At 62.5% G+C, this 26,332-nt stretch carries 18 protein-coding genes; 6 read left to right on the forward strand and 12 right to left on the reverse strand.

The annotated features are described in order from the left end of the window. The first annotated feature begins 1 nt into the window (after window position 1). Genes HCC78_RS18805 through HCC78_RS18820 form a run of 4 tightly spaced genes read left to right on the forward strand, consistent with a single transcriptional unit; the run spans window position 2 to window position 11,740 of the window. Complete coding sequence (locus HCC78_RS18805) at window positions 2–373, forward strand: hypothetical protein (protein WP_172330331.1); 372 nt, start codon at window positions 2–4, stop codon at window positions 371–373. Continuing rightward, entirely contained in the window at window positions 374–2,383 is a 2,010-nt protein-coding gene (locus tag HCC78_RS18810; protein ID WP_172330332.1) for a 3'-5' exonuclease, read from the forward strand. 19 nt (window positions 2,384–2,402) lie between these two features. Then, window positions 2,403–5,720: an STY4851/ECs_5259 family protein gene (locus HCC78_RS18815; protein WP_216671223.1), complete on the forward strand. Its 3,318-nt coding sequence runs from the start codon at window positions 2,403–2,405 to the stop codon at window positions 5,718–5,720. A 5-nt stretch (window positions 5,721–5,725) separates the two neighbouring features. After that, window positions 5,726–11,740, forward strand: a complete 6,015-nt coding sequence (locus tag HCC78_RS18820) for a DEAD/DEAH box helicase (protein ID WP_172330334.1) — start codon at window positions 5,726–5,728, stop codon at window positions 11,738–11,740. 196 nt (window positions 11,741–11,936) lie between these two features. On the opposite strand, the gene HCC78_RS18825 is transcribed toward HCC78_RS18820, so the two are convergent. The 8 genes from HCC78_RS18825 to HCC78_RS18860 form a co-directional block, all read right to left on the reverse strand. Continuing rightward, window positions 11,937–12,902 (reverse strand): DNA-processing protein DprA, encoded by a 966-nt coding sequence (locus tag HCC78_RS18825; protein ID WP_172330335.1) that lies wholly within the window; start codon window positions 12,900–12,902, stop codon window positions 11,937–11,939. After that, the gene (locus HCC78_RS18830) at window positions 12,899–14,164 is read right to left on the reverse strand and encodes a hypothetical protein (protein ID WP_172330336.1); all 1,266 of its coding nucleotides are present in this window, start codon (window positions 14,162–14,164) and stop codon (window positions 12,899–12,901) included. The genes HCC78_RS18825 and HCC78_RS18830 overlap by 4 nt, the downstream gene beginning before the upstream one ends. Before the next feature lie 142 nt (window positions 14,165–14,306). Then, window positions 14,307–16,385 (reverse strand): tetratricopeptide repeat protein, encoded by a 2,079-nt coding sequence (locus HCC78_RS18835; protein WP_172330337.1) that lies wholly within the window; start codon window positions 16,383–16,385, stop codon window positions 14,307–14,309. A gap of 68 nt (window positions 16,386–16,453) precedes the next feature. Further along, window positions 16,454–16,795: a hypothetical protein gene (locus tag HCC78_RS18840; protein ID WP_172330338.1), complete on the reverse strand. Its 342-nt coding sequence runs from the start codon at window positions 16,793–16,795 to the stop codon at window positions 16,454–16,456. 1 nt (window position 16,796) lies between these two features. Next, on the reverse strand, window positions 16,797–17,300 hold the full coding sequence (locus HCC78_RS18845; protein ID WP_172330339.1) for a hypothetical protein: 504 nt from the start codon (window positions 17,298–17,300) through the stop codon (window positions 16,797–16,799). Continuing rightward, complete coding sequence (locus HCC78_RS18850; RefSeq protein ID WP_172330340.1) at window positions 17,293–17,448, reverse strand: hypothetical protein; 156 nt, start codon at window positions 17,446–17,448, stop codon at window positions 17,293–17,295. The genes HCC78_RS18845 and HCC78_RS18850 overlap by 8 nt, the downstream gene beginning before the upstream one ends. A gap of 47 nt (window positions 17,449–17,495) precedes the next feature. Next, on the reverse strand, window positions 17,496–17,639 hold the full coding sequence (locus HCC78_RS18855) for a hypothetical protein (RefSeq protein WP_172330341.1): 144 nt from the start codon (window positions 17,637–17,639) through the stop codon (window positions 17,496–17,498). Between the two features lie 374 nt (window positions 17,640–18,013). Further along, window positions 18,014–18,232, reverse strand: a complete 219-nt coding sequence (locus HCC78_RS18860; protein WP_172330342.1) for a hypothetical protein — start codon at window positions 18,230–18,232, stop codon at window positions 18,014–18,016. A 214-nt stretch (window positions 18,233–18,446) separates the two neighbouring features. Here HCC78_RS18860 and HCC78_RS18865 point away from each other — a divergent pair, with 214 nt between their 5' ends. Then, window positions 18,447–20,072: a hypothetical protein gene (locus HCC78_RS18865; protein ID WP_172330343.1), complete on the forward strand. Its 1,626-nt coding sequence runs from the start codon at window positions 18,447–18,449 to the stop codon at window positions 20,070–20,072. 166 nt (window positions 20,073–20,238) lie between these two features. Here HCC78_RS18865 and HCC78_RS18870 read toward each other — a convergent pair whose 3' ends face one another. Continuing rightward, window positions 20,239–20,907, reverse strand: coding sequence for an RES family NAD+ phosphorylase (locus HCC78_RS18870; RefSeq protein WP_216671224.1), 669 nt, complete (start codon window positions 20,905–20,907; stop codon window positions 20,239–20,241). Beyond that, window positions 20,904–21,401 (reverse strand): MbcA/ParS/Xre antitoxin family protein, encoded by a 498-nt coding sequence (locus HCC78_RS18875; protein WP_172330345.1) that lies wholly within the window; start codon window positions 21,399–21,401, stop codon window positions 20,904–20,906. Before HCC78_RS18875 ends, HCC78_RS18870 begins: the two co-directional genes overlap by 4 nt. Window positions 21,402–21,987: 586 nt before the next feature. On the opposite strand from HCC78_RS18875, the gene HCC78_RS18880 reads away from it, so the two are divergent. Then, complete coding sequence (locus HCC78_RS18880; protein ID WP_172330346.1) at window positions 21,988–22,302, forward strand: hypothetical protein; 315 nt, start codon at window positions 21,988–21,990, stop codon at window positions 22,300–22,302. Between the two features lie 69 nt (window positions 22,303–22,371). Here the strand turns inward: HCC78_RS18880 and HCC78_RS18885 are convergent, their stop codons facing one another. Both HCC78_RS18885 and HCC78_RS18890 read right to left on the reverse strand, forming a co-directional pair. After that, a complete protein-coding gene (locus tag HCC78_RS18885; protein WP_172330347.1) occupies window positions 22,372–23,223 on the reverse strand; it encodes an ASCH domain-containing protein in 852 nt (283 codons plus the stop codon). Window positions 23,224–23,246: 23 nt separating this feature from the next. Continuing rightward, the gene (locus tag HCC78_RS18890) at window positions 23,247–26,225 is read right to left on the reverse strand and encodes a DEAD/DEAH box helicase (protein ID WP_172330348.1); all 2,979 of its coding nucleotides are present in this window, start codon (window positions 26,223–26,225) and stop codon (window positions 23,247–23,249) included. Window positions 26,226–26,332 lie beyond the last annotated feature (107 nt).

Raw genomic sequence — 26,332 nt, forward strand, 5'->3', positions numbered from 1 at the left:
AATGGAAGCCAGTCAAGATTTGATGGCCGGATTGAAATCTGCTGCTCGGATCAGTTTCGAACAGCTCTGGAAGAAACACTCCCATAATGTCGAAATTTCTGATTTGGAGGAATACGAGGGCGGCCTGCATTGCAAGGCCTCATTCGATTGTCCCTTTGATGGCACCACGAATGGCGAGTACTCGTTCGAATGGTCCGCAGTGCTCTTGATGATCGAAGATCCGAACGAGATTGAAGGCGTCGAAGACAGCGTCACGGAATGGCTATCGGAGAACTTTGAATCTGACGGTCATTCCGAATTGTGTATTGATGAAGATGGTCGAGTACACGCAGCTTCCACAATGCGGTGGTTGTCTGAATTCCGAGACGGATAAATGACTTTCCGCATCGCCGACACCTTTTCCGACAGCCTCGCGAAGCTCTCCGCGCAAGAGCAGAAGGCGGTGAAGACTGCGGCCTTCGACCTGCAGATGAACCCGGACACGCCCGGATTGTCGCTGCACCGCGTTGATCGTGCCCGCGATCCCGGCTTCTGGACCGCGCGGGTGAACCTCGACATCCGGCTGGTGCTGCACAAGCACGGTGGCGACACGCTGCTGGCCTATGTCGCCCATCATGACGATGCCTATCGCTGGGCCGAGACCCGGCGGATCGACACCCATCCCAAGACTGGCGCAGCGCAGATCGTCGAGATCCGCGAGACTGTCGAGGAAGTGGTGATCCAGCGCTATGTCGAGGAGGCGGTGCGGCTGCCGCGGATCTTCGCGGAGGAGAGCGATGACACGCTGCTCGGCTGGGGCGTGCCCGAGGACTGGCTCGGCACCGTGCGGGACGCGACCGAGGACACGGTGCTCGACATCGCAAGCCACCTGCCCGGCGAGGCGGGCGAGGCCATTCTCCAGGCAGCCACTGGCAACCGTCCGAAGGCGCTGTTCTCGGCATCCGCCGATGGCGATCCCTATGCCCATCCGGATGCGAGCCGCCGGTTCCGTACCATGGAGAACCTGGAGGAGTTGCGCGCGGCGCTGGACGCGCCATGGGAGCGGTGGGCAGTCTTCCTTCATCCGGCGCAGCGGGAGTTCGTGGACCGGGACTTCAACGGTCCCGCACGGGTGATCGGCTCGGCCGGAACCGGCAAGACCGTGGTGGCCCTGCACCGCGCGGTCCGCATGGCCCAGGAACCCGCCGCGCGCGTGCTGCTGACGACCTTCAACGCGCGTCTCGCCGAGCGGCTTGCCGAAAAGCTGCCACTGCTGGCCGGAGAGGACGTGCGGAGCCGGATCGAGGTGCTGTCGCTCGATGCCTGTATCACGGAGCTGCACGAGCAGGCCTTCGGGCCGACGCGGGTGGCTACGGATGACGAAATCGCGGGGTTACTGAATACGGCAGCGGAGACCGTCGGACTGTCTGTCGATCCGGATTTCCTGATGGACGAATGGACGCTGATCGTCGATGCGTGGGATGTGCCGGATGCCGACACCTATCGCGATCTGCCGCGTCTCGGACGCAAGGTGCGCATGGCGGCATCCCGGCGTGATCAGCTCTGGGCAGCGTTCGAGAGTGTACGTGCTGCGTTGGCCGACCGCGGCTGGACCACCATGGCTGCGAAAGCGCACGACCTGCGGAAAGCCGGGCGCTTCCCCTACAGCCACGCGATCATCGATGAAGCCCAGGACATCGCGGTGGCGGAGCTGATGTTGCTTGGTGCCCTCCTGGGCGAGGTGCCGAACGGGCTCTTCTTCGCAGGAGATATCGGTCAGCGCATCTTCCGGGCGCCATTCCCGTGGAAAGCCGCTGGCGTGGACCTTCGCGGCCGCTCGCGCAGCCTGAAGGTGAACTACCGCACCTCGCACCAGATCCGCCGCCGGAGCGAGGGGCTTTTGCCCGAGACGCTCGTCGAAGCGGATGGCTCGGAGGATCAGCGCCACGGCGTAACCTCTGTCTTCGACGGACCGGCTCCACTGATCAAGGTGTTCGATTCCAGAGAAGAAGAACTGGAAGCTCTCATCGGGTGGCTTGGCGAAATTGCCTTGGATGGGATCGGAGCTTCCGAAACGGCAATCCTTGTCAGGAACAAAGACCTCTCCGGGCTTCTGTCCGAAGCCGTTAGTTCAGAAGTTCAAGTTTTGCCCATGCATGATGCCAAGGGAGCGGAGTTCCGGGCGGTTGCGGTCGTAGCACTAGACCATGACGTGGTTCCTGACGAAGCCCGTCTTCTCGCAGCCCGGGACGAAGCGCAGCTCGACGAGGTCATGGCGACAGAACGGCACTTGCTATACGTCGCAGCGACGAGAGCGCGCGACAGATTGTGGATGTCGGGGGTGAACCCAGTCTCCGAATTCGTAACCGATCTTCTGGCCGCAAAATCAGAATTTCCGACCTAAGAATTGAACTGGACTCCCTATGCCGGACGCATGTGATACGCATTTTCCGACGGGCACGCCTGCCCCATGCCAACATCTCTTTGACAAGATCGGCCTTGCATATCGATCCGGGCAGCCCCTGCACGCATATCGGCTTCGGGACGATGCGGTCGACCTTCTTCAGACGCACCTGGTGGAGGCAATCAAGAGACGTCGGCTGAACGAATACGCTGCGGTCTTCGTGCTGTGGAGCGCGGAGACATTTCGTCGCGAGTTCGACGGTGGGCAATACACTTGGGCGTTTCTGACGGACCGGCTGAATTCAACGCCGGAAGCGCTTGATCTGCAGCACATCGTGCAGCGCGGCCTCACATGGTTTGGCCGTAAGCTAACCCGCACCGAGCATGGCACCACGTACTATCTCAAGACGCTCGCAGCCGAGGGAGGCCTTCCCGAAGCGCTGCTGGCCGATACCGAAGGCAATACCCGCAGGCTAGTGCGTGGCCTTCTTGCCGAAATCGACAAGGTTGGACCGGGCGCGCCCGAGGAGGTTCTCGACGCGCTCACCGCGCAAAGGGCGCAGGCGCTTCCAATGGGGTTCCGAACCCCCGAGTTCCAAACACTCCTGCGCGAATTCTGCCTTCTGCTTCTGGCACGAAAATCCGAGATCCCGCCGGGAATTCCGCCAGGCGCCCGGCAGAGTTGGCTCGATGCGAACCGGCCGGGCTGGAAGGATGCCCTGCCGCTGCGGATCGACTCCACCGCGGCGCAGAGCCTACTCTACGAGGCGGTCCGCACCGAGAACAGTGCCGGGCGCGACACCATCGCGACCCGGCACCTGGTTCGGGTCGAGGACCGCTGGGTGCCGAAGCTGCGCATCGCCCAGTTTGCGGAATTGCCAGATTGGATGATGGGCCTCGACGAGCCCGGACGCCTGCGCTCAGTCAGGTTCCTGCCGGATACCGACCTTGCACAGCAGGCGCCCGGGCTTGTTCTGTCGGCCTACAGAGAAGCGGACAGTCGGAGCTGGGAAGTACGCCGCGACGGCTCCTTGCGACGTGCGGAGATCGCGATGCCGCTTGATGCCCCGGTTGCGTTCCGGCTGGTGGCGGAAGGACAGCTGATGGGCACACATGTGCCCCCAGGCTGCGAGGTACAAGGGGATGACGATATCCCCACTATCTGGGCTGCCGAAGAGAAGGACCCGGATGGCAAGGTGCAGAGCCTGCGCAAACTGGGCGCGAGTGCGCAGAGAACCAAGGCTCCGCACCTCTGGGTGCTGGCGCAGGACGGCACTGCCCGGTTCGAGGACCTTGAGGCAACGGTAGACAGCAGGATCGGCACCGCGACACTGTGGCGGGTGACCGGCAAGGGTGTGGTGATCAATTCCGCAGGGCGCATACCGATCGCCACCGCCGCTGAGGACGAGGCGACCGACAGCCTGATGGCCAGGGCTGCCTCGGTACCTGGCTTGCGTGACAAGAACCGATCCGAGTTCCTGCGCGGGCTGCCCACCTTCCAAGTATTGACCGTGGACGGTACCGGCCGTCGGCTGACCCGGAAGCAAATGTGCTGGCGGGCGGCTGGCCAGAAGAACTGGAAGAAAGGCCTGCCAGATGCTGCAACTTGTCTTGGCACCTATCAGTTCTGCTGGATGGAGGAACATGGAGGCCTGCGCGCATTCACTACCGTCCGGCTGATCCCGGACCAGGCACAGATCGTCCTGATCGATTGTCACGATGGATTTTACGAATGCCGTACGACAGGCCTGCCTGCGGGGACAGTAGTCAGCCTCGGGCAAGGCGTTTCCGGCATGGTCCCGGCAAATGGTGTCATGACCTTGCGCATGGGCGATGCCGCCTCTGTATTGGGACGCATTCCGTTGCACATCCGCCCACCTGAAGATGGAGCCCGCGCTTTCGATGCGACCCTGCCTCGCCCCGGTGACCGGGGCCATTTCATCGATGCCGAGGATCGCATACTTCAAAGCGATATCGAGCTCGACCTTGGCAGCCTTCGCGGCTGGCGGATCGACGCGCCGACCGACCGGAAGGCCGAACTCCGGCTCCGCCTCCAAGGAGAACACAATCCGCGCAAACCGATCCTTCTGAGCGTTACCAACGAGACATCGCTCAGTGCATTGTTGCCCCGGTTGCGCGGACTGATGGCCATCGGCGGGCCGGACAGCGAGCTTCGGATGCGCATCATGGTTGGATCGACGCAAAGCCACCGCATCACGCTCCGGCGCCATCTGCGCAGCGGCGAATGGAACTCTGAAGCCTTCAGGCTAGGGCTGGATAACGAGGCCGTCTCTCCTGGAGGGCTAGAAGTCGAGGCCGTAAATATCTCGGCGCCCTCGCTTAGCACCACGATCCCCGCGCTGCACCCCGGTGAGAGTCCGATGCCGCTTCTGCCGGAGCACCCCGGCCCTTGGATGATCTTTGCACGCGACGCCGAGGGCCTGGTCCGTCCGCCACGGCCACTGGAAAAGACCCTTTCAGGCGAAGCCATCCCGGCGCCACGGTTCTCGGACGAGATGCTGTCCTGCGGACAGTACAGACACCGGAACGAACGGATCGCCGCCTTCGGCAAGGCGTTGCGCGGTCTGCTTTCCATCCAGGGCATGGGTGACCTAGGCCTTTACGAGGAGCAACTCGACGTGCTTGGCGAAGGCGAGGCACTGTCCAGCCTCGACTCCGTCGTAGCATTGTCCGATGCACCGGAACTTGCCTGTCTGCTCCTGCTGCGCGCAAGGCCAGAGGCGCTCGGCGCAAGGCTGGAATTGGAAAGCGTCAGCCCGTTCTCCTGGACTACGCTGCCTTTGAATGCCTGGTGCAAGGCGCTATCCGCACAAGAGGCTGCGCTCTTCTCCCAGCTGCTTCATAGCGGCCTGCCGGAAGGCGACGCACGCAACTACTCACGGAAGGCCGTCGCGGATCGTCTACGGCAGATCCTGGATCGCCGCCCCGAGATCGCCGGACAGATTTTCCTTGCAGCGATGGAAACAGGCATTTTCTTGGCCTTGAAAGATATCTGCCATCCGCCCCCAGCCCTGAACAATCCTGAGGCGGCGCTCTCCAATTTCGCGCAGGAAGCTGTCAAAAAGCACGAGGCTGAAAGGCAGCCATTCGATCTTCGCTCACAGTATACGCCTGCTTCGTTCGAGAAATTCTTCGACGGTATCCGTGGGTTGCTAGACGCGCCACTTGTGGCGGCAGAGCATGTCCTTGGGCTGCTGCCGCATCCGCCAGATACCGAGACCGCCGTCGCGCTACTGCATTATCGGCTGCACGACCCCGACTATTTCGAGACGGCAATGCCCGCCGCCATCGCCCTGATCATTGCCAAGACGAAGTGACGACCATGAAAAGCTCAGGCTACGGCGCCACCCTTTCCAGCATCGCAGCCCGCGCGGCCTCCGCCATTGTCGCGCGCGGCAACATCCGGTCGGATGCGGCCCGCGCGATGTTGCTGCGCCGCCTCTCCGCCGCTCCCGGGCAGGACGACAGCCTGATCGCGCCGCCCGTCTACGAGGCAGCCCGCATTTGGCAAGCAGCCGAGCCAGACATGGCGCAGCTTTCCGGGGCACTGCTCCGGCCTGATCTCGTCAATGCGCTGGACGAAGCAGGCGCCGAGGCAATCCCGAAGGACCGCCACCCCTACTGGCACCAGCACGAGGCATGGAAATCCGCTGCCGCCCGGCGCAGCTACATGGTCACCAGCGGCACCGGTTCGGGCAAGACGGAATGCTTCATGGTCCCGATGCTGAACGATTTGCTGAACTGCGCCGAAACTGGTGCGCGGCACGGCGTGCGCGGGCTCATCCTCTATCCTCTGAACGCGCTGATCGACTCGCAGCGGGAGCGGCTCGGTGCCTGGATCGCCCCTTTCCACGGGCGGATTTCGTATGCGCTGTACAACGGCGACACTCCGGAGACGCGAAATCCGAACAAGCGTCCTGCTCCTTCTGAAATTGCCGATCGCAAGAGCTTGCGCAAGACACCCGCGAACCTGCTGGTGACCAACGTCACCATGCTGGAATACATGCTTACTCGGGCGCAGGACCGGGGCATCCTTGAACAATCGCAGGGCCAGCTGCGGTGGATCGTCCTCGACGAGGCGCACAGCTACGTCGGAGCCCAGGCCGCCGAAATGGCCCTGCTGCTGCGGCGTGTCCGGCAAGCTTTCGGCGTCAAGCCCGAGGACGTTCGGCTGGTCGCTACCTCCGCCACAATTGGCGAAGGTCCCGATACCACAAAAGCGTTGAAACGCTTCGTCGCAAGCCTCGGCGGCGTCGATCCGGAACAGGTCGACATCATCATGGGGCGCGAAGAACCTCTTTCCCTTCCGACAACTATTGCTGACGGACCAATCGAGGCAATCGGCGACACGCCAGAGGCGCTCTGGTCGGCCCTTGCACCGCATCCCCGTGCGCAGAGGGCCCGCGCCATGCTGCGCGCGGGCGGCGCGCGCCTAGACCGCCTGGCGCAAGTTCTCGTGCCCGAGACATGCAGCGCTTCGGAAGCCGAAATCATTCTCGACGCAATGGCACAGGCTCAGCAGGCGCCAAACCTTCCACCCCTGTCGCCATGGCGGCTCAATGCTTTCGAGCGCTCGCAGGCCGGACTCTGGGCTTGCGTCGACCCAGCTTGCACACAGCGCGCGCCCGAGCTTTGCGCAGAGGGCAGCGACTGGCCCTATGGCCAGATCCACCTGTTCCAACGCGAACATTGCAGCTGCGGCGCCCCGGTGTTCGAGATCGGCTCCTGCTCCGATTGCGGTACGCCTTGGCTTCTGGCCCACGAGGAAATCGGCAAGCAGCGGATTTTGCGCCAGTCAGTCACGGACACCGAGGAGGACGATTTCCGTCTCGACGTTGAACCGGGCGAAGATGGCGAAGGTGCCGTGGTCGGTGAAGCCTGCCTTATCGGTCCCGCAGACGAGGCGCATCCGATGCATCAGTTGCGCCACACCGATGCAGTCGTACGGGATGTCGAGACCAGTGAGCCGGGGCACAGCACCATCCGCATTTGTTCGCACGAGGACAGGGGCTGCTGCTCGAATGCTCATCATGCCCGCAGCCGAGTTGCGGTGCAGCGGTTCGGCTCTCCTTTCTTACTGGGCAGTGCAATCCCACAACTTCTCGAGGCGATGCCGCGCCCCGAGGGCATCGACGGTCCCGCTCCGATGGGAGGAAGACGGCTTCTGTCCTTCACCGACAGCCGCCAGGGCACGGCTCGGTTTGCCGCAAAGCTACAGCAGGAGGCCGAGCGCGGCCTGACCCGTGCCGCCATCTGGCACGCGGTGCAGGGCAAAGCCGCGGGCGATCCAACCAAGGCCGCCGATCTGCGGTTGAAGATCGCCCAGCTTGAGGCCATCCCGGGAATGGAAAGCATCGTCGCCGAACAACGCGAGAAGCTCGCCGAAGCCGAAGGCGGCTTTGCTCCGATCCCCTGGAGCGAGATGCTCAACATCCTGGCAGATGTTCCCGACCTGCGCAGCTTCGGCGGGGAAGTTTGGCAGGGGCGGTCGGCCAGCCACCCGTTCGGCGGCCTGACGCTCGCGAAGGAGCCGGTCGAACTGGCAAAACTTCTCTTGCTGCGCGAGATCTTCCGTCGCCCGAAACTGCAGAATAACGTCGAGACGATGGGCTTCGCCCGCCTCTGCTGGCCGGAACTCGAACGTCAGATGTCCGATGCAGATGTCCCCGCTCCGCTGCGTGAAGCTGGGCATGACGCCACGGTTTGGGTGGCGCTGGGACAGGCAGCAATTGATTTGGCCTTCCGAAACCGGCTCGCTGTCCAGATGGAGCGCAATCCTGTCGATCTCGCGCACTGGATCTCGCCACGCCAAGCTGTAACACAGGTTGTCGAGCCTGGTCTTGAATTCGATAACGGCAGTACGAAACGGACATCGCATAGATGGTGGACGGCGACTTCCAAAGCCGGACTTGTTCAGATCATCTATCGACTTATCGGCGGCAGCATTGAATCTTCCATTGATCGGGATCGCAGCCAATCCGTGCTGGACGCACTCTGGACAGCGCTTGTCCGTTCGAAGGTGTTGACTCGCGCCGACCCCGCCTGCTGGCAGCTCGACTTCACGCGTTCCGCACTGATCGGAATGGAACACGCCTGGCAATGCCCCGTGACCGGCAAGATTCTGCCCTACTCCGTTGCAGGAACAACTCTGAACGAGCCGTCGGTCGACAAGGCCATGGCCAAGATAGCGCTGCCGCGCCTCCCTATCGCCAGTCCCGCCGGTCTGACTGAGACCGAAAGGTTGGAGGTCGAAAACTGGCTTGCCAATGACGAGACCGTCGCCACCCTGCGCAACAAGGGCCTCTGGACCGACCTGCAAGACCGCGCTGCCGCCTTCGCGCCCTTCCTGCGCGCGCAGGAGCATTCGGCGCAGATTGATCGCGCAAGCCTCAAGGACTACGAGGAAGCCTTCCGAAAGGGCAGGATCAACATCCTCAACTGCTCGACCACCATGGAAATGGGCGTCGACATTCCCAACGTCGGCACTGTGGTGAACACCAACGTTCCGCCTGCTCCGTCGAACTATCGCCAGCGCATCGGCCGGGCTGGACGGCGCGGCGAGCCATGGGCCATGTCTTTCACCTTCTGCAAGGACAAGCCGCTCGACTGGCAGGTATTCCGCAATCCCGAGACATTGCTGCGTGCCGAGATCCCCGCTCCAGCGGTACGGCTCGACAGCCCGGTGATGACATCACGCCACGTCAATGCTCTGCTGCTCGGCATGTTCCTGCGCCGGGAAGGCGGGTTGAGCATCCAGACCGCCATAGGCTCTTTCTTCGGTGCGCAAAATTTTCGGCTCGATGACGATCTTCCGCAGACCTGGGTGGAAGGCGCAATGGCCGACCAGTTCCTGTCCGAGCTCGATAGCGGCTGGGCACGGGAACCGCAGATCGCCGAGGCCATCGCGCTGCTGGTGCGTGGCACCGCGCTGGAGGGCAAGACCAGCCTGCCCGCAGCCACTGCGACTGCCTTCGCCGATCTCGCGAAGCGCTGGCGCCTGGAATACGAACGGCTCGTGGATGGCTGGCGCGCGGCGTCGCCACGCAGTCCGGAAAAGGCGTTCTATGCCAACCGCGCAAAACGGATGCGCAGAGAGTTCCTGATGACGGAACTGGCCCGGCGCGGCTTCACCCCCGCCTATGGCTTCCCGGTCGATGTGGTCACTTTCGACCATATCGGTGGCGACGGCGGCAAGGGCCCCTCGCGACAGCTCGACATCGCGATACGCGACTACGCCCCGGGCTCGGAAATCGTCATCGACGGGCTAGTGCATCGCTCCGACGGCATCCTGCCGGCGTGGAGCAATACCGCTGATGCCGACAGCCTCGACGACCTGCGCAGCCACTGGCGCTGCAAGACCTGCGCAGCCTTCGGGTTGTCTCGTGAAAACGTGCATGTCTGCCCGCAATGTGGCGATCCCGCAATCAACGGCGAGCTGCTGCGCCCCTCCGGGTTTCTTGGGCGCCGCAAGCCTCATGCGGGCTACGAGCAGGTGAGCTTCGTCGCGCCGGACCGGCCGCGCGTGTCGAGCGGCGACACGCCCTGGCTCAGCCTTGCCGACCCTTCTGTCGGTCGGCTTCGGGCATCGCGGCAAGGACATGTCCTGTTCACTGCCCCGGGCCAGCATGGCCACGGCTACGCCATCTGTCTCGCCTGCGGGCAGGCCGAGCCAGAGACTGGCTCGGCGCAGGACACGCCTCTGTCGCGCAGCATGGCGACGCACTGGCCGTTGCAACCGATCCGCAACAACCCGCGCCATGACGGCAAATGTCCGGGCGGCGACGAAAGCTCTCGCAAGATACGCCGCAACGTGGTGCTCGGAAACGAGATCACCACAGATGTCTTCGAATGGCAGTTACGAGATCTCGGCAGCGCCGCCTCGGACCGCTCGCGCGCCATGGCCATAGCAGCTGCACTGCGCGAAGCGCTGGCAAAGTCGCTGGGGATCGAAGCCGAGGACATGGGCATCGCCTCCGCGCCGAGCCTACTCGAGGACGGCAATCGCGCGATGTCAGTGTTTCTCTTCGACAGGGCCTCCGGCGGTGCGGGCTTTGCGCCGCTGGCTCAGGATTCGCTGCCAGACATCGTCGACAGAGCCAGCCGCATCCTCGATTGCCCGGCGCATTGCGCCTCAGGTTGCCCCGAGTGCATCCTGCGCGGCGACCTCCAGTACGACATGGCGCTGATGGACCGCCCCGGCGCCCTTGAAACATTGAACGGCATCCGCGATCGGCTGAAGCTACCCGCTGCGCTCAAGCTTTTCGGCGAATCTACCCGGGCGCTGCCACAAGCTTTGCCGGACTGGCTCGCACCGCGAATGCGCAGTGGCCACGTAAGCGAGCTTGCTCTCTTCATGCATGGTGAACCCTCGACGTGGGATTTGCGAGACCTAGCCGCACGGCTCCCTCGCCGGGACGAGGCAAGAGTGGCGCAGATCGTGCTCCAGCACGATGTCTTCATGCGGCTGGAGATGCCAGAGAAGGTTGACCTGGTGCGCTTCCTTGCCGAATGCGGCGCAAGACTGCACGGTCTGAAGACCTTGCCCAAGCAAGGCAAAAATCCGGTCCTGTGTCAGTTCCTCTATGAAGGACAGCCACAGGCAGTCGCCGCCCAAGCCGAGGCAAGCGCGGTGCCCGATGGCGGATGGGGGCAACCGGAGGAGGGGCCGATGCTTCTCGGCACCCGCGAGCCGGAAGATCTTGGGCAACGGTTGTCGGCGGAGAAGCTGGTCCAGTTTAACGAGGGAAATTCCATCCACCGCGATGCAGGAACCCAATTCGACCGCAGCGTGGGACATTTCGGACATGCGTTCTGGAAGTTGATCCGCGAGATGCGCCCGCAGCTCGCCCGCGATATTCCTCTGGCTGCGGTTACCTACTCTGACCGCTACTTGCGCGCGCCGCTGCCCCTGCGGCTGCTATTCGAGGTGCTGCGTACCATGCCAGATCGGAAGGAAGGAACTGTGATCACCGTGAACACCGCGGAACAGGACAGGGACAATCGCTTTCTGAGCCGCACCATTGAGGACAACTGGACCGAGGATCGCGTGCGTCTTCAGACCATGAGGGCGCTCCTGCACGGCGCAGACGTGCGCATCCTGCCCAGGAAACTCTGTCCGCACCCACGCAGTTTCGAGCTGATTTGGCAGGACGGACGAAGCGCACGCATCCATCTAGACCAAGGCCTCGGAAGCTGGACTGTCCCGAACCGCATGGCACCGCGCTTTGACGTAGAAGACGATCCCCTTAGGCAAGCAGCCACGCTGGCGAAGATGTCCTTCGAGGTACGCAACCGCCAGCAAGGTGGCGTCGAAACACCAATCTGGGTGTCATGGTGAAATTGCAGGCCGCGCGAAGCTGGCGCGGCCTGCTCCACCAATGCGTAGAATTAATGGCATTGATGGCAGAACAAACGTTCTGCCAGTTTAGACTTTTAAAACTGGCGATACCGCCGCCCCTTTCCGCCCCTTATATGTCCGGTAAGGTTGCATTATCGGGCGTTATGGTGCTCTATCAGTACTGAACGAAACTGGCTCAAACCAGGGAGGTTGCGGACGGTTCCAAGAGCCGGAGAATTGATGCATAGTCCGCCCGGGAATTGATCGGCACCAATGTCGGTCCCTTGGCGCTCTTCACCTGCGCAAATTTCTGCAGCCCGTCTGGTCCTGTTGCCAGCAGTGCATTCGCGCCGAACACCGGATCGGACGCCTCTGCCGTTGGCGGAACGAGGTAGGCGATCACCCTTGGCTGATCGCATGCCTCGGCAACCGTGAAGCGCGAGCCGCCATCAACCGGGCTCTGGACTAGCAGCAGGGCATGAGAGAGACCAGCCTGGAGGCCGCAGGAGGCAATGACCGCATACTGATCCTCGCGAGCGCCGGGGGCAGCATCCGTAACTAGCAGGCCTCCGGCCTCCAGCACGCGCGTCGCCCGCGTGACAATCCGCTCCGGTGCAAGCTTCTCCTCGATCAGATCGAGACCCGCCGCCATCACAGCCACCGCCCCAGGAACAATCTCTCCTTCTGGCTTCATGCTGCAGATATCGATGCCGTCCGCGAGCCCATTGCAGATGGAAACGCCATGAGACGAGAAATGTGCTCCGATCCGGGCAGCCGCGACCTCGCCGATCCGCGTAGGCTTGCGGGTACCGATGACCCCGAGGGTCGGTCGCTCGAGCAGCTCCGCCCGGCCCCGGCAATACAGCACGGCCGGAGGCTTGCGCATTTCCAGCAACCGAGCAGGATAGGCTGGATCAAGCATCGACAGCGCCACGATGCCGACCTCTTCGCATCGTGCCATGACACGGTCAGCCTCACCCAGCCCAGCTACCCACTCTGCCTCACCTGCCTTCTTGCCGATGACGGGAGCCAGCGCCTGGAAGATGTCCGGCTCTGACATGGCCGCGCGGATCTTTCCCAGGCTCTTCTTCATGGTCGCCGGACCAATGCCCCGCAAACTGCTCAAAGCCAGCACAATGCGGAGGGTGTCGTCTTTGCTCATCCGATGTTTCCCACCCAGCCGCATCCCTTGCCTCTATATTCAGGAGGTACACAACTGTAGAAGGCACCGCCATCCTTCTTGCGGTACCTGATCCGGACTGTCCCGGCCTTGCCGCATCTCGGACAGGAGCGTTCGATCGGAACGTCGTTCACAAGAAAAAATAGGGCCACGAACAACACGTTGCGCGCACCAGCTTCCAGAAGCATGTCGGCGTGTGCCACGGCCGTCGCTCCGGTCGTGTATTGGTCGTCGAAGACAATCACGCTCTTGCCATGCAAGTTAGCCGCCGGATCCAGACGGACGAACTGTCGAACGAACTTGGTTCGGTCGTCCCTTTTGGGCTGGTGACGTATGCTCCCCTGCACATCAGGGAGCCATGAGAACAGTTCGGCCTTGGGCACGTCGACATCGAGAGCCTGGAGGAAATTTGCCATCTTCCGCGGCGGCTTGGTCGTAGTCTTGTCCGCAACGCAAGTCGCGAGATCCCAGGAAAACTTGCCTTCGGTCAGGACCTCCTCCCGCAGGTAAAGGCTGACATCCCGCGAGATCCGGCGAAGAAAATCATCCGTCCGATCCTCGCTCTGGAACTGGCGGGACCTCATGCGCGCGCCGTAGGCATCACAGGGCCCCTGTTGCTCGCGAGCCAGCGCTCGGATCACCGTGACGCCATCGCGCCAGTTTTCGTCTGTGCGCAGCCGAGCCGATGACCGGCCTTTCGGGTCCTCGAGGACGTATCTTTTCTCCGCAGGGTTATCAAGGATGCCCAAGACCTCGTCGAAGGAGCGGCAGTAATAGGTAGCCCCCTCCTGAATTCGTTTTGCGCGGTCACTGGAAGGATCTGGCTGATCCCGGTTGGGCGCTCCATAATGCCACAGGTCGAGCATAACCGACGGTATCCAGAGCCCGCGCGCCAGCTGCACATCCAGTTTTGTATCACCGACGAACAGGAACTCTTCCGGCACATGCTGTAGCGGAAAGCCCATGCGCTCGGCGAGAAAGCTGCGTAGATTCGCGATGTTCGGCTTATCCGCCAAAGCAAGCCAGGGCAGGCCGAAACGCTCCTCGGCAACGCGGCCGACATAGGCACCATGTGAATCCGAGACGATCAGGATGCTGTCGCAGCGCTCGCGAAGCGTCTCCACGAACTCTTCGGCGCCCGGGATGGACGGGATGTCGGCCAAGGAAAACTGACGATCCCGACCGTGCTTGATGTCGTGGAATTTGCAGGAGTTCGTGTCGACAAGCGTACCGTCGAGATCCAATAGCAGATGCAAAGAAGACCCTGGAACAATTGAAACCAGACCGAACCCTCAGGGTTCGGGAAGTCGGCCGGGCGCGTGACGCGTGCCGGCACATTCTGTCCGCGGCGCGGCTGCAGAGAGCCGCCGCCTAAGTCAATGCAGATCAGCTTTCTTCTGGCATGCCAGGCGCCTGCGCTTCAGTGTCGAGCGATGCGATCAGCGCAGCGAGTTCTTCTTCTTCAAGGAAGCCGGACATCCTGAGCCAGCGGGCCGCCTCGTCCGGATCCGGCCCAATGCCGTCACCCTTCCAATAAGCACAACCCAAAGAAAATTGAGCGACCTTGCTGCCCTGCTCCGCAGCCTTGCGGAACCAGAGCGCCGCCTCTGCCAGATCGATTTCTGCTCCCTCTCCCTTTTCATAAGCGCGAGCAAGAAGTAACTGTGCAGCCAAATATCCCTGCTCCGCTGACAAGCGGAACCAATGCACGGCCTCATCCGCATCTTGATTGAGGCCGTCTCCTTTTTGATAGGCGAGTCCAATGCGGAACTGGGCAAGAGCATATCCCTGCTCGGCCGCAAGCCGGAACCAGCGAGCGGCCTCCGCAGCATCCTGATCGACGCCGGAACCCTCCTGATAGGCACAGCCCAGGAACCACTGAGCCAGCATCTCCCCTTGTTCTCCGGCAAGGCGGAACCAGCGGGCGGCCTCCGCGGCGTCCTGATCGACGCCGGAGCCCTCCTGATAGGCTAGGCCCAGAGACATTTGGGCGTGAGAATGCCCCTGCTCAGCGGCAAGTCGGAACCAGCGCGCAGCTTCCGCAGCATCCTGATCGACGCCGGAACCTTCCTCGCAAGCGAGACCCAGATACCACTGGGCAATTGCATTCCCCTGCTCGGCGGCAAGTCGGAACCAATTCGCAGCCTCCTCCGCGTCCGGACTGACGCCATCGCCCTTGTCATAGGCGAAACCCAGATCAAGCTGGGCCGGGATATGCCCCTGCTCTGCAGCCAAACGGAACCAGCGCACAGCCTCGGCTGCGTCCGCCTCGACACCGTTTCCGTGCATGAGGCAAATGCCGGAATAATGCTGGGCAGAGGCGTCCCCCTCTGCGGCCAGTTCCAGAGCCTCGCGCCGGAAGTCCAGACTGCCGTCTGCAAGCGTCCCGCTAGCAATCCCTCTCGCGAACACCTTGGCCAGAAGGTCTGCTGTTCCGTCGAGGCAAACCTGAAGATCCGGGGAACCGGCGAGACCTGCCAACTTTGAGAAGGCTTCCATCCGCTGCCCGGCCATTTCGAAAAGACGGCCTGCTTTCGCCATATCCCGCTCGACACCTCTACCCATCACATGCATGAGGCCGAGGAGGCCCTGTGCCAAGGGCTGGCCCTGAGCCGACGCCTGATCCAGCCATCTCGCCGCTTCGGCATCATCCTCCGGCCCATTGTCATTGGCGAATGCCGCAAATCCCGCCGCTACAGCTGCCAAGCCGTGGCCTGCTGCTGCCGCTTTCCGGCACCAGATCAGAGCCCCAGCCCGATCACCATCGGAGAGAAGCTTGGCACTCAGGAAAAGGCAGGCATCCGCATCGCCTTGGTCTGCAAGAACAATGAGGGCCCGTTGGAAATGCACATCATCTGCATTGTCAGGTAGACCCGCAGCAATCACCGCCGTGACGCGCACTGTACCAAGAAGGAAAGCCGCCACCTCTGGTAGAAGTCCCGTCTGCTGACCCGTGGAGCGGCATTTCTTCGCGAAGTCCTCGCCCTGTTCCTCCGCCAGCGCGAGGAGCCTCTCCGCCTCGGTCAGGTCCCTGTCGACACCAACCCCTGCAGCCAGCATCATCCCGAACAGGGATTGAGCTTCTTTCTCCCCTTTCTCAGCAGCCACCGCCAGCCAATGCGCCGCCTCGACAGGGTCTGCAGTGCCTCCGAGGCCAATGAGGGCAATGACACCCAGCCTAGCCTGGGCAGGCGCGTAGCCCTTTGCAGCCGCCTCGAGCAAAAGCGGCCTCGCCTCGCCCAGCCCTTCGCCATTGCGGCTTGCCCCAAGATGCAGCCCGGCCAGAGACGTCAGCGCGACCTCACTCCCAGCCGCGACTGCATTCGACAGCCAGTCAGGTGCCACGACCTCGCGGCCCCGTCCCATTTCCAGCGTCATGTCCCCGAGCAGGGAAAAAAGGTCGCCGATAGCCTCTTGGCGTTTCGAGCTTCCGTCCTGGTCCCCAGATTTCCTGTAGCGCAGCATGGGCGTACATCCGTCCAAACGATTGTTACTTTTATATTTCAATCCGCCAGAGCCAGTTGCTCCGGAGATCAGTCCTTGATTTCGATAACGCCCCGCTCGACCAGAAGGTCGAGCGCGCTGCCTCTCTGGAGCTGGCCGCCTTCCGCGAGGATCTTCCTGATCTGCTCCGCCGCAAGATCGAGCGCCCTGTCCGACGACACGAGGTAGAGGAACAGGCTCTCCGACAAGCCGTCGCTGGCATATTCTGCGGGGCTCTTGGATGTCAGCCTTGAGACCAGATCCAGCAAAGCAGAAATCTTGTCGCCGGGACGGATGCTGAGCAGCATGCTCGGGTCGTCATCCGCCCCCGACTTGCCGACGGCGTTTGCCATGATCCCGGAGATCAGGTCCCCTTTTTTCCGTCGTGCCATGTCAGGACCCGATCATGAGCTTTACCACCTGGTGGAGGTGGCTGTTGCCCTTCTTGTACTTCTCGACCATCTGCAGAACCGGCTCGAGGTCGGCCTCCCGGGTACCGGCCACTTGCGCGACGATCTCGTCGATCTCGTCTGCCATCAGATCGTATATCCAGGGCGTGGACATGATGTCGTACTCTGTGGAGGAGTCTGCCGTCGCGGCGATCAGGAGAAGCGCATCGGCACTGTCCCCGACCATCTGTTCCAGCTCCCGGAAGATGTGGTCATAGATCAGGAAGGAAACGAAGTACGAAGCCGACCTCCCTTCCATGTCCGCGGCCAGCTTGATCACGTCGTAATCCTGCCGGAGCAGCTTGATGTTGTACTTGCGCTCAGGGCCGCGCCGCGATCCCAGAGCGACAGCACTGCTGTACCGCTTCGCCCGGGCGCGATTGACCACGACGACCGGCTTGGCCGCCGCGCCTGAATTCCCGGGGCCAGCTCCGGCTGCATCAGCCATGGCGGATCCGGCAATCCCGCAGGGGAGCAGTGTTGTAATAGGTCGTGATTTTCACTTCGCCGCCCTGCTTGACGACCAGCGTCGCCCCGCCGCGCCTCAGCAGCCGCTCGAGGAGCTTCTTCTCGTTCTGGTCAATGGAAATGCTCATGCGTCTCGTCCTTTAAAGTTCGAAGGGAGGTTCAGGCCCAGTTCCGCCTAGGCGGACTTGGTCCGCGCGTCTTCCTTGAAAAGGTTCAGGATCATCTTCCTGGAAAGGATGATCCGGTCTCCGCGGGCATTGAACTCGCCAAACCTCTCCACCAGCTCGACCATGTCATCGCTTATGCCTCGCTGCGACATCCGGAGTTCCATGTGTTTCGTTTTCATATCTTTGCCAAAGGGTCAAAGTCATCATCTGGTATTACTTATTCCTATTTTGGACTCTATAGTAAAGTCATATTTTGACTATCGTGTAATGCACTGTTTTAAATCATATTTATAGGATTCGACGACGGCAAATCGTGCCTGAAAGCACTATCCAGCCACGAATCAACATTCAGAACGGCTGCATGCGCAACATGGATCAGGTTGCCGGAGAATTTTGGGAGGCATGGGCTTTCTGATCGCACCCGGGAGATGGCACAGGAGGCAGCACGCGGAACCTTTGGCGTAGCGCGCCGCAGCCGGAAGTGACGCTGTTGCTCACCTTGGACTTCGCAAAGGGAACCGCGACCTCATACACCGAGCTTGCGCGCAGCTGGACGCAGGCTGATCTGCAAGGCGGCGAGTTTCTCTGGGGGCATGGCCTGCGGATCCAGATATTGCAGCCAGGCCAGTAGGTCGTCCTGCCGTGGCCGCCCGAAAGCGAGCCAGTACACCGCCACTGATCGGCGCAGCCAAGCCAGACGTCCAACTTCCCGGCTGAACGGAGGCAGGGGAACTACGCTCTGCATCCGGGCATCCCCTTCGAGAATCCACCAGGGCGGTCGGGCGACTGCATCAGGTCGATCCACACGGTGGAGGCGGGTCCGGCCTTGCGCCCCGCCACCAGCGTGAAAGTTCCCTTGTGTCTTCCCGCTTGCCATTACGTCGCAGAAAGCCATAGCCTCTTGAAGACAAGGTCGGGGCCAATTGGTCAGGCCGACGAACTGGGTAAATTAGAAAAGCATGCAGATATCTAGTTATACCGCCCTCACCAGTAAAATTGACCGGCTTCATGGCAATCTTATGTTACTGGCTCCGGTAGGAATTGTTTCTCTAATATACATTCTGACTAGGGAAATAAATGGCGATTCTGTCCCTATTTACGTTTCTCTAATATCTGGCACCTCATGGTTGTACGTATTACGAACATGGCTAAAATATAAATTCCTCTCCAAAAGGAATATCGACTACAAATCTTGTCAACGGATACTCCAACGAGCAAATAATGACGACGATATTTTCTTCCTGCGCCGAGCAATAAAAGACTTGGACACTGGCCGTGGGAAGGACGTTTTGGTAGAGGAAATGGTGAAGAATGACCTTCCCGCACTCCGAAGAAAGTTGGATCTTTTGGAAGATGAAGAAACGCGCAAGGAACGGGAAGAGGATTTAAAAGCCTGCTTTTCATCAGCGAGAGGCAGAGTCAAAACGCAGATGGAAGGCCTAAGAAGCTCCTCAAGAATAATTCGCGCAAGAAATCAAGTTATTGCCGCGGTTGAAAATGCAAAAAGGCAACGACAGCAACTCGGGCGCGACGTCGACGCGCATGTGGCGAAACTGTCTTGGTGGAACCAGCTTACCTTTGATTACCCAGACTATAGGGAAATGGATCGGCAAATTGATAAGCTGCAGACAGAGGGGAACAGCTTCCTCTGGAGAAATAGGTCTGAAATATCGAAGGCAGATAACGCCTTCCAAGAAATGGAAGTGCGAGCACTCCAGAGAATTGACATCGCAGAAAAAGCGTCGATTTCCGCCATACCGCACCGTCGCTCTATTAGCTTTGAGGAGCGCAAAATGGCGAGCAGCGCCTTGTTGCTTGGAGCCCTGTCGGTTCCCGTTTCAGCGTGGAATGACATTTCACGTTCCGGACAGGTATATGACGCCCTCAGATCAGTGAACGGCAACTATGCAGGCATGAGTGACACTGAAATTTGGATGCAGTGCCTGCTTCTGCCTCCGGATAGCCTGCTTGGGCTGGCATCCCTGACCAAAGGCGCCCTGTTTGAAGGTCATGTCGCCGGTACAACCGGTGGAAATCTGCACACCAACTTTAATTTCCCAGAAACGGATATCGTGATCGATGGTACTGCCTACCAGATCAAGGCTACTGACAGCGAAAGCTACATCGCCACAGTTGACCCCGACATTCCGGTGATCGCCACAAGTGAAGTAGCGGAAAGGACCGATGCCATCGACGGAGGACTCTCCAACGCGGAGCTCGAATCCTGGACCGAGCTCGCCTTGGGAGGTACGGTCATTGACCTTGGAGATACGGCGATCGACGCGGTCATGGCCGGACTGGGGGGGCTAAGCGTCCTCGCAACCATTCGCGGCATCAACCATGCAGCTGCGCGGCATAGGGCCGGGATTGACGGCATTGATGCGATTGCGGAGGGTGTTGGAGTGGCCGTGACCGGCACAATGAAGGCTACGGTGGATCTCGCGGAAACGGGCTACAAGATCGCGAAGTCCCGCCCTAGCCGCTTTGTGGGGCGGCAGGTAATGCGTGGCCTAGGTGCCGTGGGGCGTGCCATTGATGGGCCTTCCGAAGACGAGGGTAAGGTTGACGACAGCCGCAAGCGTTGACTTGGCTCTGGTCTCACGAAAAACGCGAGCAGCTCAGGGAAGGCTTGCAACGCCATTCACTCCAATTGTGAGCCTAGCTACGGCCCAAGGTGAGGTTTTGTTGATTATAGCGGCTATTATGGAATGTTAATGGCAAGCTTCTGCTCGGAATGCATGCGTGGCCGGTCTATCCCGGCAGCCTCATCTCGGCGCAGTGCACCTGGCCCTGCTGCGGCACCACGAGCCGGAAATGCCTGCATTGCAGCACATCCAGCACGCCGCTCGGACGGTAGGATACCCAGTTCGTTCCCCCGGCATGGCGCACGCTGTCATAGACGATGCCTGCATGGGGCCCGGCACGGACCGTGCGGGAAAACCCCTGGGTCGAGGGGTAGCTGGCCGGATCGGGGTCGTGAAGCTCCGGGTGCGTGCCCCGGATATCGACGAAATCGCCTGCCAGATTGGCCGTGTATTCCCGCATCTCCTCGGTCTTCTGCTGCAGGGCGCTCAGCGCGATCTCCCCACGGATGCCGTTGGCAACCTCTACCACCGCCGTCTCGAGAGAGCTGGCAGCGTACCACGCCCCGAGCGCAGCATCGGCAAAGCGCGTTCCCTGCGGCGCGCCATGCAGGAAGGCGGCCATCACCACGCTTGCATTGGGACGGCCGTAGACCCATTCGGCCTGCGGGAGCCGCCTCAGCCGTGTCGCCACGAGGCGGTCATTTGTCCAGCCTTCGAGTTCCATCACGGCCTCCAGATCTTCGGGCCGCGTCACGGCCTCGAAGGCGTTGACCGGCGGGAACCGGGACGGGATCAGCCGGTGGGTCCGGTCCGGCGCCGCAGCAAGGCGCGTCACGAGAAGACGACATCCTGCGCGCGGACCGGCTCGAAACCGGCGCCGCCGCGCAGCCCCCCGCGCCATGCATCGAGATAGCGCCGCACCGTGAGGATGCCGTCGAGACCTCCCCCGATCATCACCTCGACCGGGGCCTGGCCGCCGAACACCTCGCCATGGTGCGGCCCCTTGAGCCAGGTCATCCCCTCGGCCTCGATCGGGAACAGGATGCCCAACGCCTTGTGCACCCCGAGGACCCCGGAGATCCGCGTCAGGGTGTCCAGAGGCAGCATGAGCGGCGCCTCCTCCCGCGCCTTCCTGACCCACTCGAAATAGGTCGACCGGGAGGGTTCGCCCAGAAGCTCGATCTGGTCCTGGGTCGCAATGCCGTACCGCTCGGCAATCGCGAGGAAAGTCCGCAGGCCCGGTCCGCTGACGCGGCGGCGCGCGGCCTGATCGATGGTCTGCGGCACCGGCTCTGCGCCCGGCTGTGCCGGAAGCTGAAGAATTTGCATGGGCTGTCTCCGTATGTATCTGGATACATAGTCCAAATCCGGACTCAATGCAAGATGTCACCGACGCTCCTCCCTCGTCTTCAGCCTGGAAGTCAACAGAACCCGCCGCGCCCCGCAGGGCAAAGTTGCCGTCCCGGCCCCGCAGACGGGGGGCGGGCGATGCTCTGCCGTCGGCCCTGCAGCCACACCCCAGCCCAGCACGCAGGACCGCACCCTGAACAATGGCCCGTCCAGCACTGGCCTTCGAGCGAAAGCGGCCTTGCCCCCGGATGTGCCCTGTCCGGGGCCTTCCTTCGCGGGGCAGCCTGGGGCCGCTCAGAGGAAAAGTTGCACCCGGCGATATATCCTGCCAGTCTCCCCAACCCCCAACGCAAAACGCCCTCGGAAGCCGGTCTGGTCGGGAAACCGGGCCGGTCATACTTCGTTAATGGATACCCCCTCAGAGCCGCGGAGCGGCCCTCCGAGATGGGGCCGTTCGTCCGCCCCAAGTCAGCTTGAGAATGCTGCGCAGGAAGGCTTCGTCCTCGGCTTCGCCCGCCTCGCCCTCGCCTATCCCCCGGCGTTCTGGGGCGCAAAGAACGGCCAGATGGAGCGCATCGTCCCCGAAGGGGCCGTCACCTTCGAGGATCTGACCCGCACCGGTCTCGGGCGCGAACAGGCCGAAGCTGCAATGGCGCGGCTCTCCGGAGTGGCCAACCAGTGCATCCTGACGCGCGAGGAACAGCAGCAACGGGCGGAAGTAGCGAAGCGTGCCTGGCTGGACACGCGGTCCGAAGAGTTCCGCGAACGGCATCTGCTGACGGATTGGCCCGGTCTTGCCGACCCTGCGCAGCTCGCGCTCTTCCACGGCCGCCGCGAAGAGGCCCTGCTCGAACGGATGGCGCTGCAGCCTGCCGCCTGACCGGAATGCCGCCCGCCGCCGCCCAGCCGGGCGGCGGCGCTACCGCCATCTCGCCACCATGCGGCCCTGTCAGCGCAGGACGCGGACGCGGTATGCGTAGGGGCCGGTTTCCTCTACCGCGACCGTGTCCCCTTCTCTTGCATCGGCCGCGGCGAAGAACTTCCCGATCCAGCCGCGGGCCCGGAAGATGGACTTCGTCCCGTCGATATCGGTCAGCACGGCTTGCGGTCCGCCCCAATCAATCAAGATTTCTCGTTGCGCCTTCGAATCCTTGTTGCGACCGCCGATGGCATCGGCCGGAAATTTGCCGAGAATGGGCCTCAGGTTGATGTGACTGTTCCTGATGTTGCCGCCGCTCAGGACGCATTCCCCCAGTCTCTTTCCGCCCGGCCCCCGCAGGTTTGCGACCGGCGCGCTCCGGTCTGCATCGGGCCGCGCGCCGGAAGCTTCCGCCGCCTCCCCGAGCGCAGTCAGTTTTTTCGCCTCGAGCGGCGTGCCCGGCTCTGCCTCCGGGACATCGGACGAGGCCGCGAGATCCAGCGCAGCCAGCTGCTCCCGGGCGGCCTCATCGAGCTTGACCCAGAGCGTCGCCCCCGATGCATGCCGATAGGGGACCGGCCGGTCGAGCGCGCGGACATCAGCGAGCTTCCAGGGGGTGGTCCATTTCGCGACCTCTCCCGAACGGATCATCCGCTCCGGAATTCTGTGCCGGTCCCGAGCGGCGATCATCTCGTCCACTGTCAGCGGCTCGCCGCAACCGACCAGTCGCGCCACGCCGACCACCGTCCCGGTGCCCTGCCGGACGAGAGCGAACCAGCCGCGATGCGCGGTCTTCGCCGAGCGCATTTCCCAGGTCTTTACCCCGTCGAGGATCAGATCGATCCACGGTTCGCGAATGACAAGACCAACCTCGATTTCCATATGTATTTCTTTCACTTATCTTCTCACGGCAGACGGTAGGCACCGTTCGCATCGGGCTGCAATCCGGGCATGCTGTCGCGCCGGAACAATTCTGCCATGCTCCCCTCCAGTGAGCCGTCCCGGGGAGCCATCTCGGCGCCAAGGGATGCCTGAAGGGCCGCAACCTCGGCGCCGGTGTCGCCCATGGGCCAGAGCGCCTTCTGCGCAAGGCGGCGCTTGCGCTGCATCAGGCTCTGCAGGAGACCGTCGAAGGACGACGCGCCGTAGCGGGGATGGATCGCCATCGGGACATGGACCTCGACCGGCCTGGCCTGACCGATCCGGTGGACCCGGTCGTTGCATTGCTCCTCCACGGCCGGGTTCCACCAGCGCGACAGGTGGATAACATGCGTGGCCGCGGTCAGGGTCAGGCCGGTTCCTGCTGCACGGGGTCCGAGAACGAGAACGTCGAACCCCTGATCGCCCTGCAGATGCCGCTGGAACCGGGTCACGATCTCCTGCCGCCGCGGGATCGGCGTGTCGCCATTGATGATGTCCACCCGTTCCAGGCCGAAGAAATGCCTCAGGAGCTCGGCAAAACGGAACTGCATGTCCCGGTGCTCGATGAAGACGAGCGCCCGTTCGCCTTTTCCGGCGATGCGGCGGAGGATGGCGATCGTCGCATCGAGCCTGGCGCTCAGCTTGACGAAATCGTCCGGCAGCAGGTCCTGCCCGATGCCCGGATGGACCGAAACCGAGCGGATGTGATGGAGCATCTTGAGCTGCGCGCCCATGCCGCCTTCGGCCAGCTTCCGCCGCGCCTCCTCGTAGGCGTCCGCTTGGATCTGCGGCATCAGCTGCGGATGCAGGAACCGAGACTTCTGCGGCAGATCCTTCGCCACCTCGTCCTTCAGCCGCCGCAGCCCGAGCGGCGGACAGGAACCGGCGGGCCGGAACACCCTGGCATGAAGCTCGTCCATGTTGCCTTCGTCCGGGGTGCCGTAGCGCGACCGGAACTCGGCCCCGGAGCCGAGAGAGCCCGGCGCGATCCGGTCCATGATGGTCCACAGATCGATGGTCGCATTTTCGATCGGCGTCCCGGTGAGTCCGATGCGGAAATCGGCATTCATCGCCTCCGCGGCCTTCGAGGCGATCGTCGCGCGGTTCTTGATGTTCTGGATCTCGTCCATCACCATCGCGGCGAAGGGGATGCGGCCGAGCGAATGCTGGTAATTGGCCAGCGTGGTGTAGGTTGTCAGGATCCAGTAGCGGTGCGCCCTGCCCTCGCCGACCGCCTCCTCGAGCCAGTCCAGGTCGAGATGCGGCAGACCGCTGGCGGTCTCGGTCCCGCGCGTGCCGCGCCGCTTGTGCGAAGACAGCGAAGACCCGTAGAGTCGGACCAGCGTGCCGAATTTGCGCGGGGCAACGTGGGTCTCGACCTCCTGCTCCCAGTTCCGGAGCAGAGACGTCGGCGCCACCACCAGGATCGGCCCCTTCGGCGCCGCCCCGGCCACCTGCATGTGCGACTGGAGCCAGGCCAGGAAGGCGATGGTCTGCAGCGTCTTGCCGAGTCCCTGCTCGTCGGCATTGAGAATGCCCGGAAGGCCCTTCTGCCAGGCGTCGAGAGCCCAGCGGAAACTCTCGAGCTGGTGCTCGCGCAGCGGAGTCGCGATCACCGAAGGCAGCGCCGTTTCGACGGCCGGAACACGCGGGCGCAGCTCCTGATGCCAGGTCAGCTCCTCGAAATTGTCGAGAGTTTCCAGGATCACCGGACCGGCCCGCTCTTCGTCGCCCTCGTCCGGGCTAACGGGCGTTTCATCCTCCGCTTCCCGGGACCGCCGCAGTGTCTCGGCTTCCACCGCCGCCACGGTCTCCGGGGTCACCGGAACCTCTTCGCCCGCGATGGCGACGCTGGCCGCCGCACCGTCGCCGAGAGCCGCCTTCATCCTGGCCTGCAGATCATCCAGCTCCGCATCCGGCATGGCCTTCAGCGCCCCGGCCACAAGCTCGCCGAAGACTTCCGGCAGCCATGTCGTGCCGCTGCCTTCGTAGTCCTGCGCTGGCTTTCGATATTCGACCGTGCCGGTCACGCGCTCGGAATACTCGCGGCTTTCGATCAGCGCAGGTCCCGCCACGGACGCGGTCAGTTCCTCCTGCGCCGCATCGTCGAGACCCTCGAAAGCGCCGGAAGCTTCCAGATGCCGGGAGACGGCATCCGTGATGAAAGCTCGCGGATTGGAAATGAACTCCTTGCGCTCGTCGCGATCGGCCTTCTGCGCCCGGACGATTTCCTGCAAGACCGGAGCCGCGCCGGGATCTACGACCAGATAGGAATTTCCGCCGAGGCTGTAGGCCGGTTTCGCGCCTCCGCGCCGGAGACCATATTGAAACGCGGCCAGCGCCTCGCCCGAAAGCTCCGCATCGCCCTCGGCAACCTCCGCCTCGCCAACACCTTTTCCGTCCAAGCTCCGCCCCGAATAGGGCACGACCTCGAACTGGCTCAGCCCTTCGACGGGAGAGATCGAAAAGCGGTCGGCCAGCCGGACCTCGAGCCCGCGCAGGAAGGGAGTCATCGCAAGCGCGGCGACATCCCGGTTCTCCGGCATCTCGCCGGTCTCGTCCGGATCGATGGCCCGGCGGAATTCGGCAAGCGCGCGCCAGTGGTCCTCCAGCGGCGCAGCGGCGTCGAAATTGTCCGCAAGATCAAGCGCCCGCTTCATCCAGAGCGGCACCCGCCGCGCGCCGTGCCTCGTATGGAGGAAAGCGCCCTGGCGACGCGGCGTCTCGCGGCGACCGTTCCGTTTCCATTCGTAGTCAAGCCGGAAGTCCGGACGGCCGAGGCTCCCCGTCGCGTCGGTCCGGAGAACCAGATCGACATCGCCGGGCAGTCCGAGCGCCGCGGCAGAGCGTGCCGAGAGGCTCGCCGCCGCATCATGGCTGAGGCTCATATGACCATCGGCAATCTCCACTTCGCTGGGATGCGCGTCCTGCCAGTTGCGCAAATCCCCCATCGCGAACAGCAAGTCTTTCTCGCTGGATTCGAGCTCGGCGATGGAACGCGGCTTCGTCCCCTTCCCAGCCAGGCGCCGAAAAAAACCGCGCTTGCCGTCGGTAAGTCGGATAGTGACTC

Source organism: Mangrovicoccus sp. HB161399 (assembly GCF_013184745.1).
GTDB lineage: Bacteria > Pseudomonadota > Alphaproteobacteria > Rhodobacterales > Rhodobacteraceae > Mangrovicoccus.

What these genes read in the sequence shown, in the direction of transcription:
- HCC78_RS18885 (WP_172330347.1), bottom strand. Translation starts at nt 23,223, where the DNA reads ATGGAAATCGAGGTTGGTCTTGTCATTCGCGAACCGTGGATCGATCTG.
- HCC78_RS18840 (WP_172330338.1), bottom strand. Translation starts at nt 16,795, where the DNA reads ATGGCACGACGGAAAAAAGGGGACCTGATCTCCGGGATCATGGCAAAC.
- HCC78_RS18815 (WP_216671223.1), top strand. Translation starts at nt 2,403, where the DNA reads ATGCCGGACGCATGTGATACGCATTTTCCGACGGGCACGCCTGCCCCA.
- HCC78_RS18825 (WP_172330335.1), bottom strand. Translation starts at nt 12,902, where the DNA reads ATGAGCAAAGACGACACCCTCCGCATTGTGCTGGCTTTGAGCAGTTTG.
- HCC78_RS18865 (WP_172330343.1), top strand. Translation starts at nt 18,447, where the DNA reads ATGCAGATATCTAGTTATACCGCCCTCACCAGTAAAATTGACCGGCTT.
- HCC78_RS18875 (WP_172330345.1), bottom strand. Translation starts at nt 21,401, where the DNA reads ATGCAAATTCTTCAGCTTCCGGCACAGCCGGGCGCAGAGCCGGTGCCG.
- HCC78_RS18805 (WP_172330331.1), top strand. Translation starts at nt 2, where the DNA reads ATGGAAGCCAGTCAAGATTTGATGGCCGGATTGAAATCTGCTGCTCGG.
- HCC78_RS18880 (WP_172330346.1), top strand. Translation starts at nt 21,988, where the DNA reads ATGGAGCGCATCGTCCCCGAAGGGGCCGTCACCTTCGAGGATCTGACC.
- HCC78_RS18860 (WP_172330342.1), bottom strand. Translation starts at nt 18,232, where the DNA reads ATGCAGAGCGTAGTTCCCCTGCCTCCGTTCAGCCGGGAAGTTGGACGT.
- HCC78_RS18855 (WP_172330341.1), bottom strand. Translation starts at nt 17,639, where the DNA reads ATGTCGCAGCGAGGCATAAGCGATGACATGGTCGAGCTGGTGGAGAGG.
- HCC78_RS18810 (WP_172330332.1), top strand. Translation starts at nt 374, where the DNA reads ATGACTTTCCGCATCGCCGACACCTTTTCCGACAGCCTCGCGAAGCTC.
- HCC78_RS18820 (WP_172330334.1), top strand. Translation starts at nt 5,726, where the DNA reads ATGAAAAGCTCAGGCTACGGCGCCACCCTTTCCAGCATCGCAGCCCGC.
- HCC78_RS18835 (WP_172330337.1), bottom strand. Translation starts at nt 16,385, where the DNA reads ATGCTGCGCTACAGGAAATCTGGGGACCAGGACGGAAGCTCGAAACGC.
- HCC78_RS18845 (WP_172330339.1), bottom strand. Translation starts at nt 17,300, where the DNA reads ATGGCTGATGCAGCCGGAGCTGGCCCCGGGAATTCAGGCGCGGCGGCC.
- HCC78_RS18850 (WP_172330340.1), bottom strand. Translation starts at nt 17,448, where the DNA reads ATGAGCATTTCCATTGACCAGAACGAGAAGAAGCTCCTCGAGCGGCTG.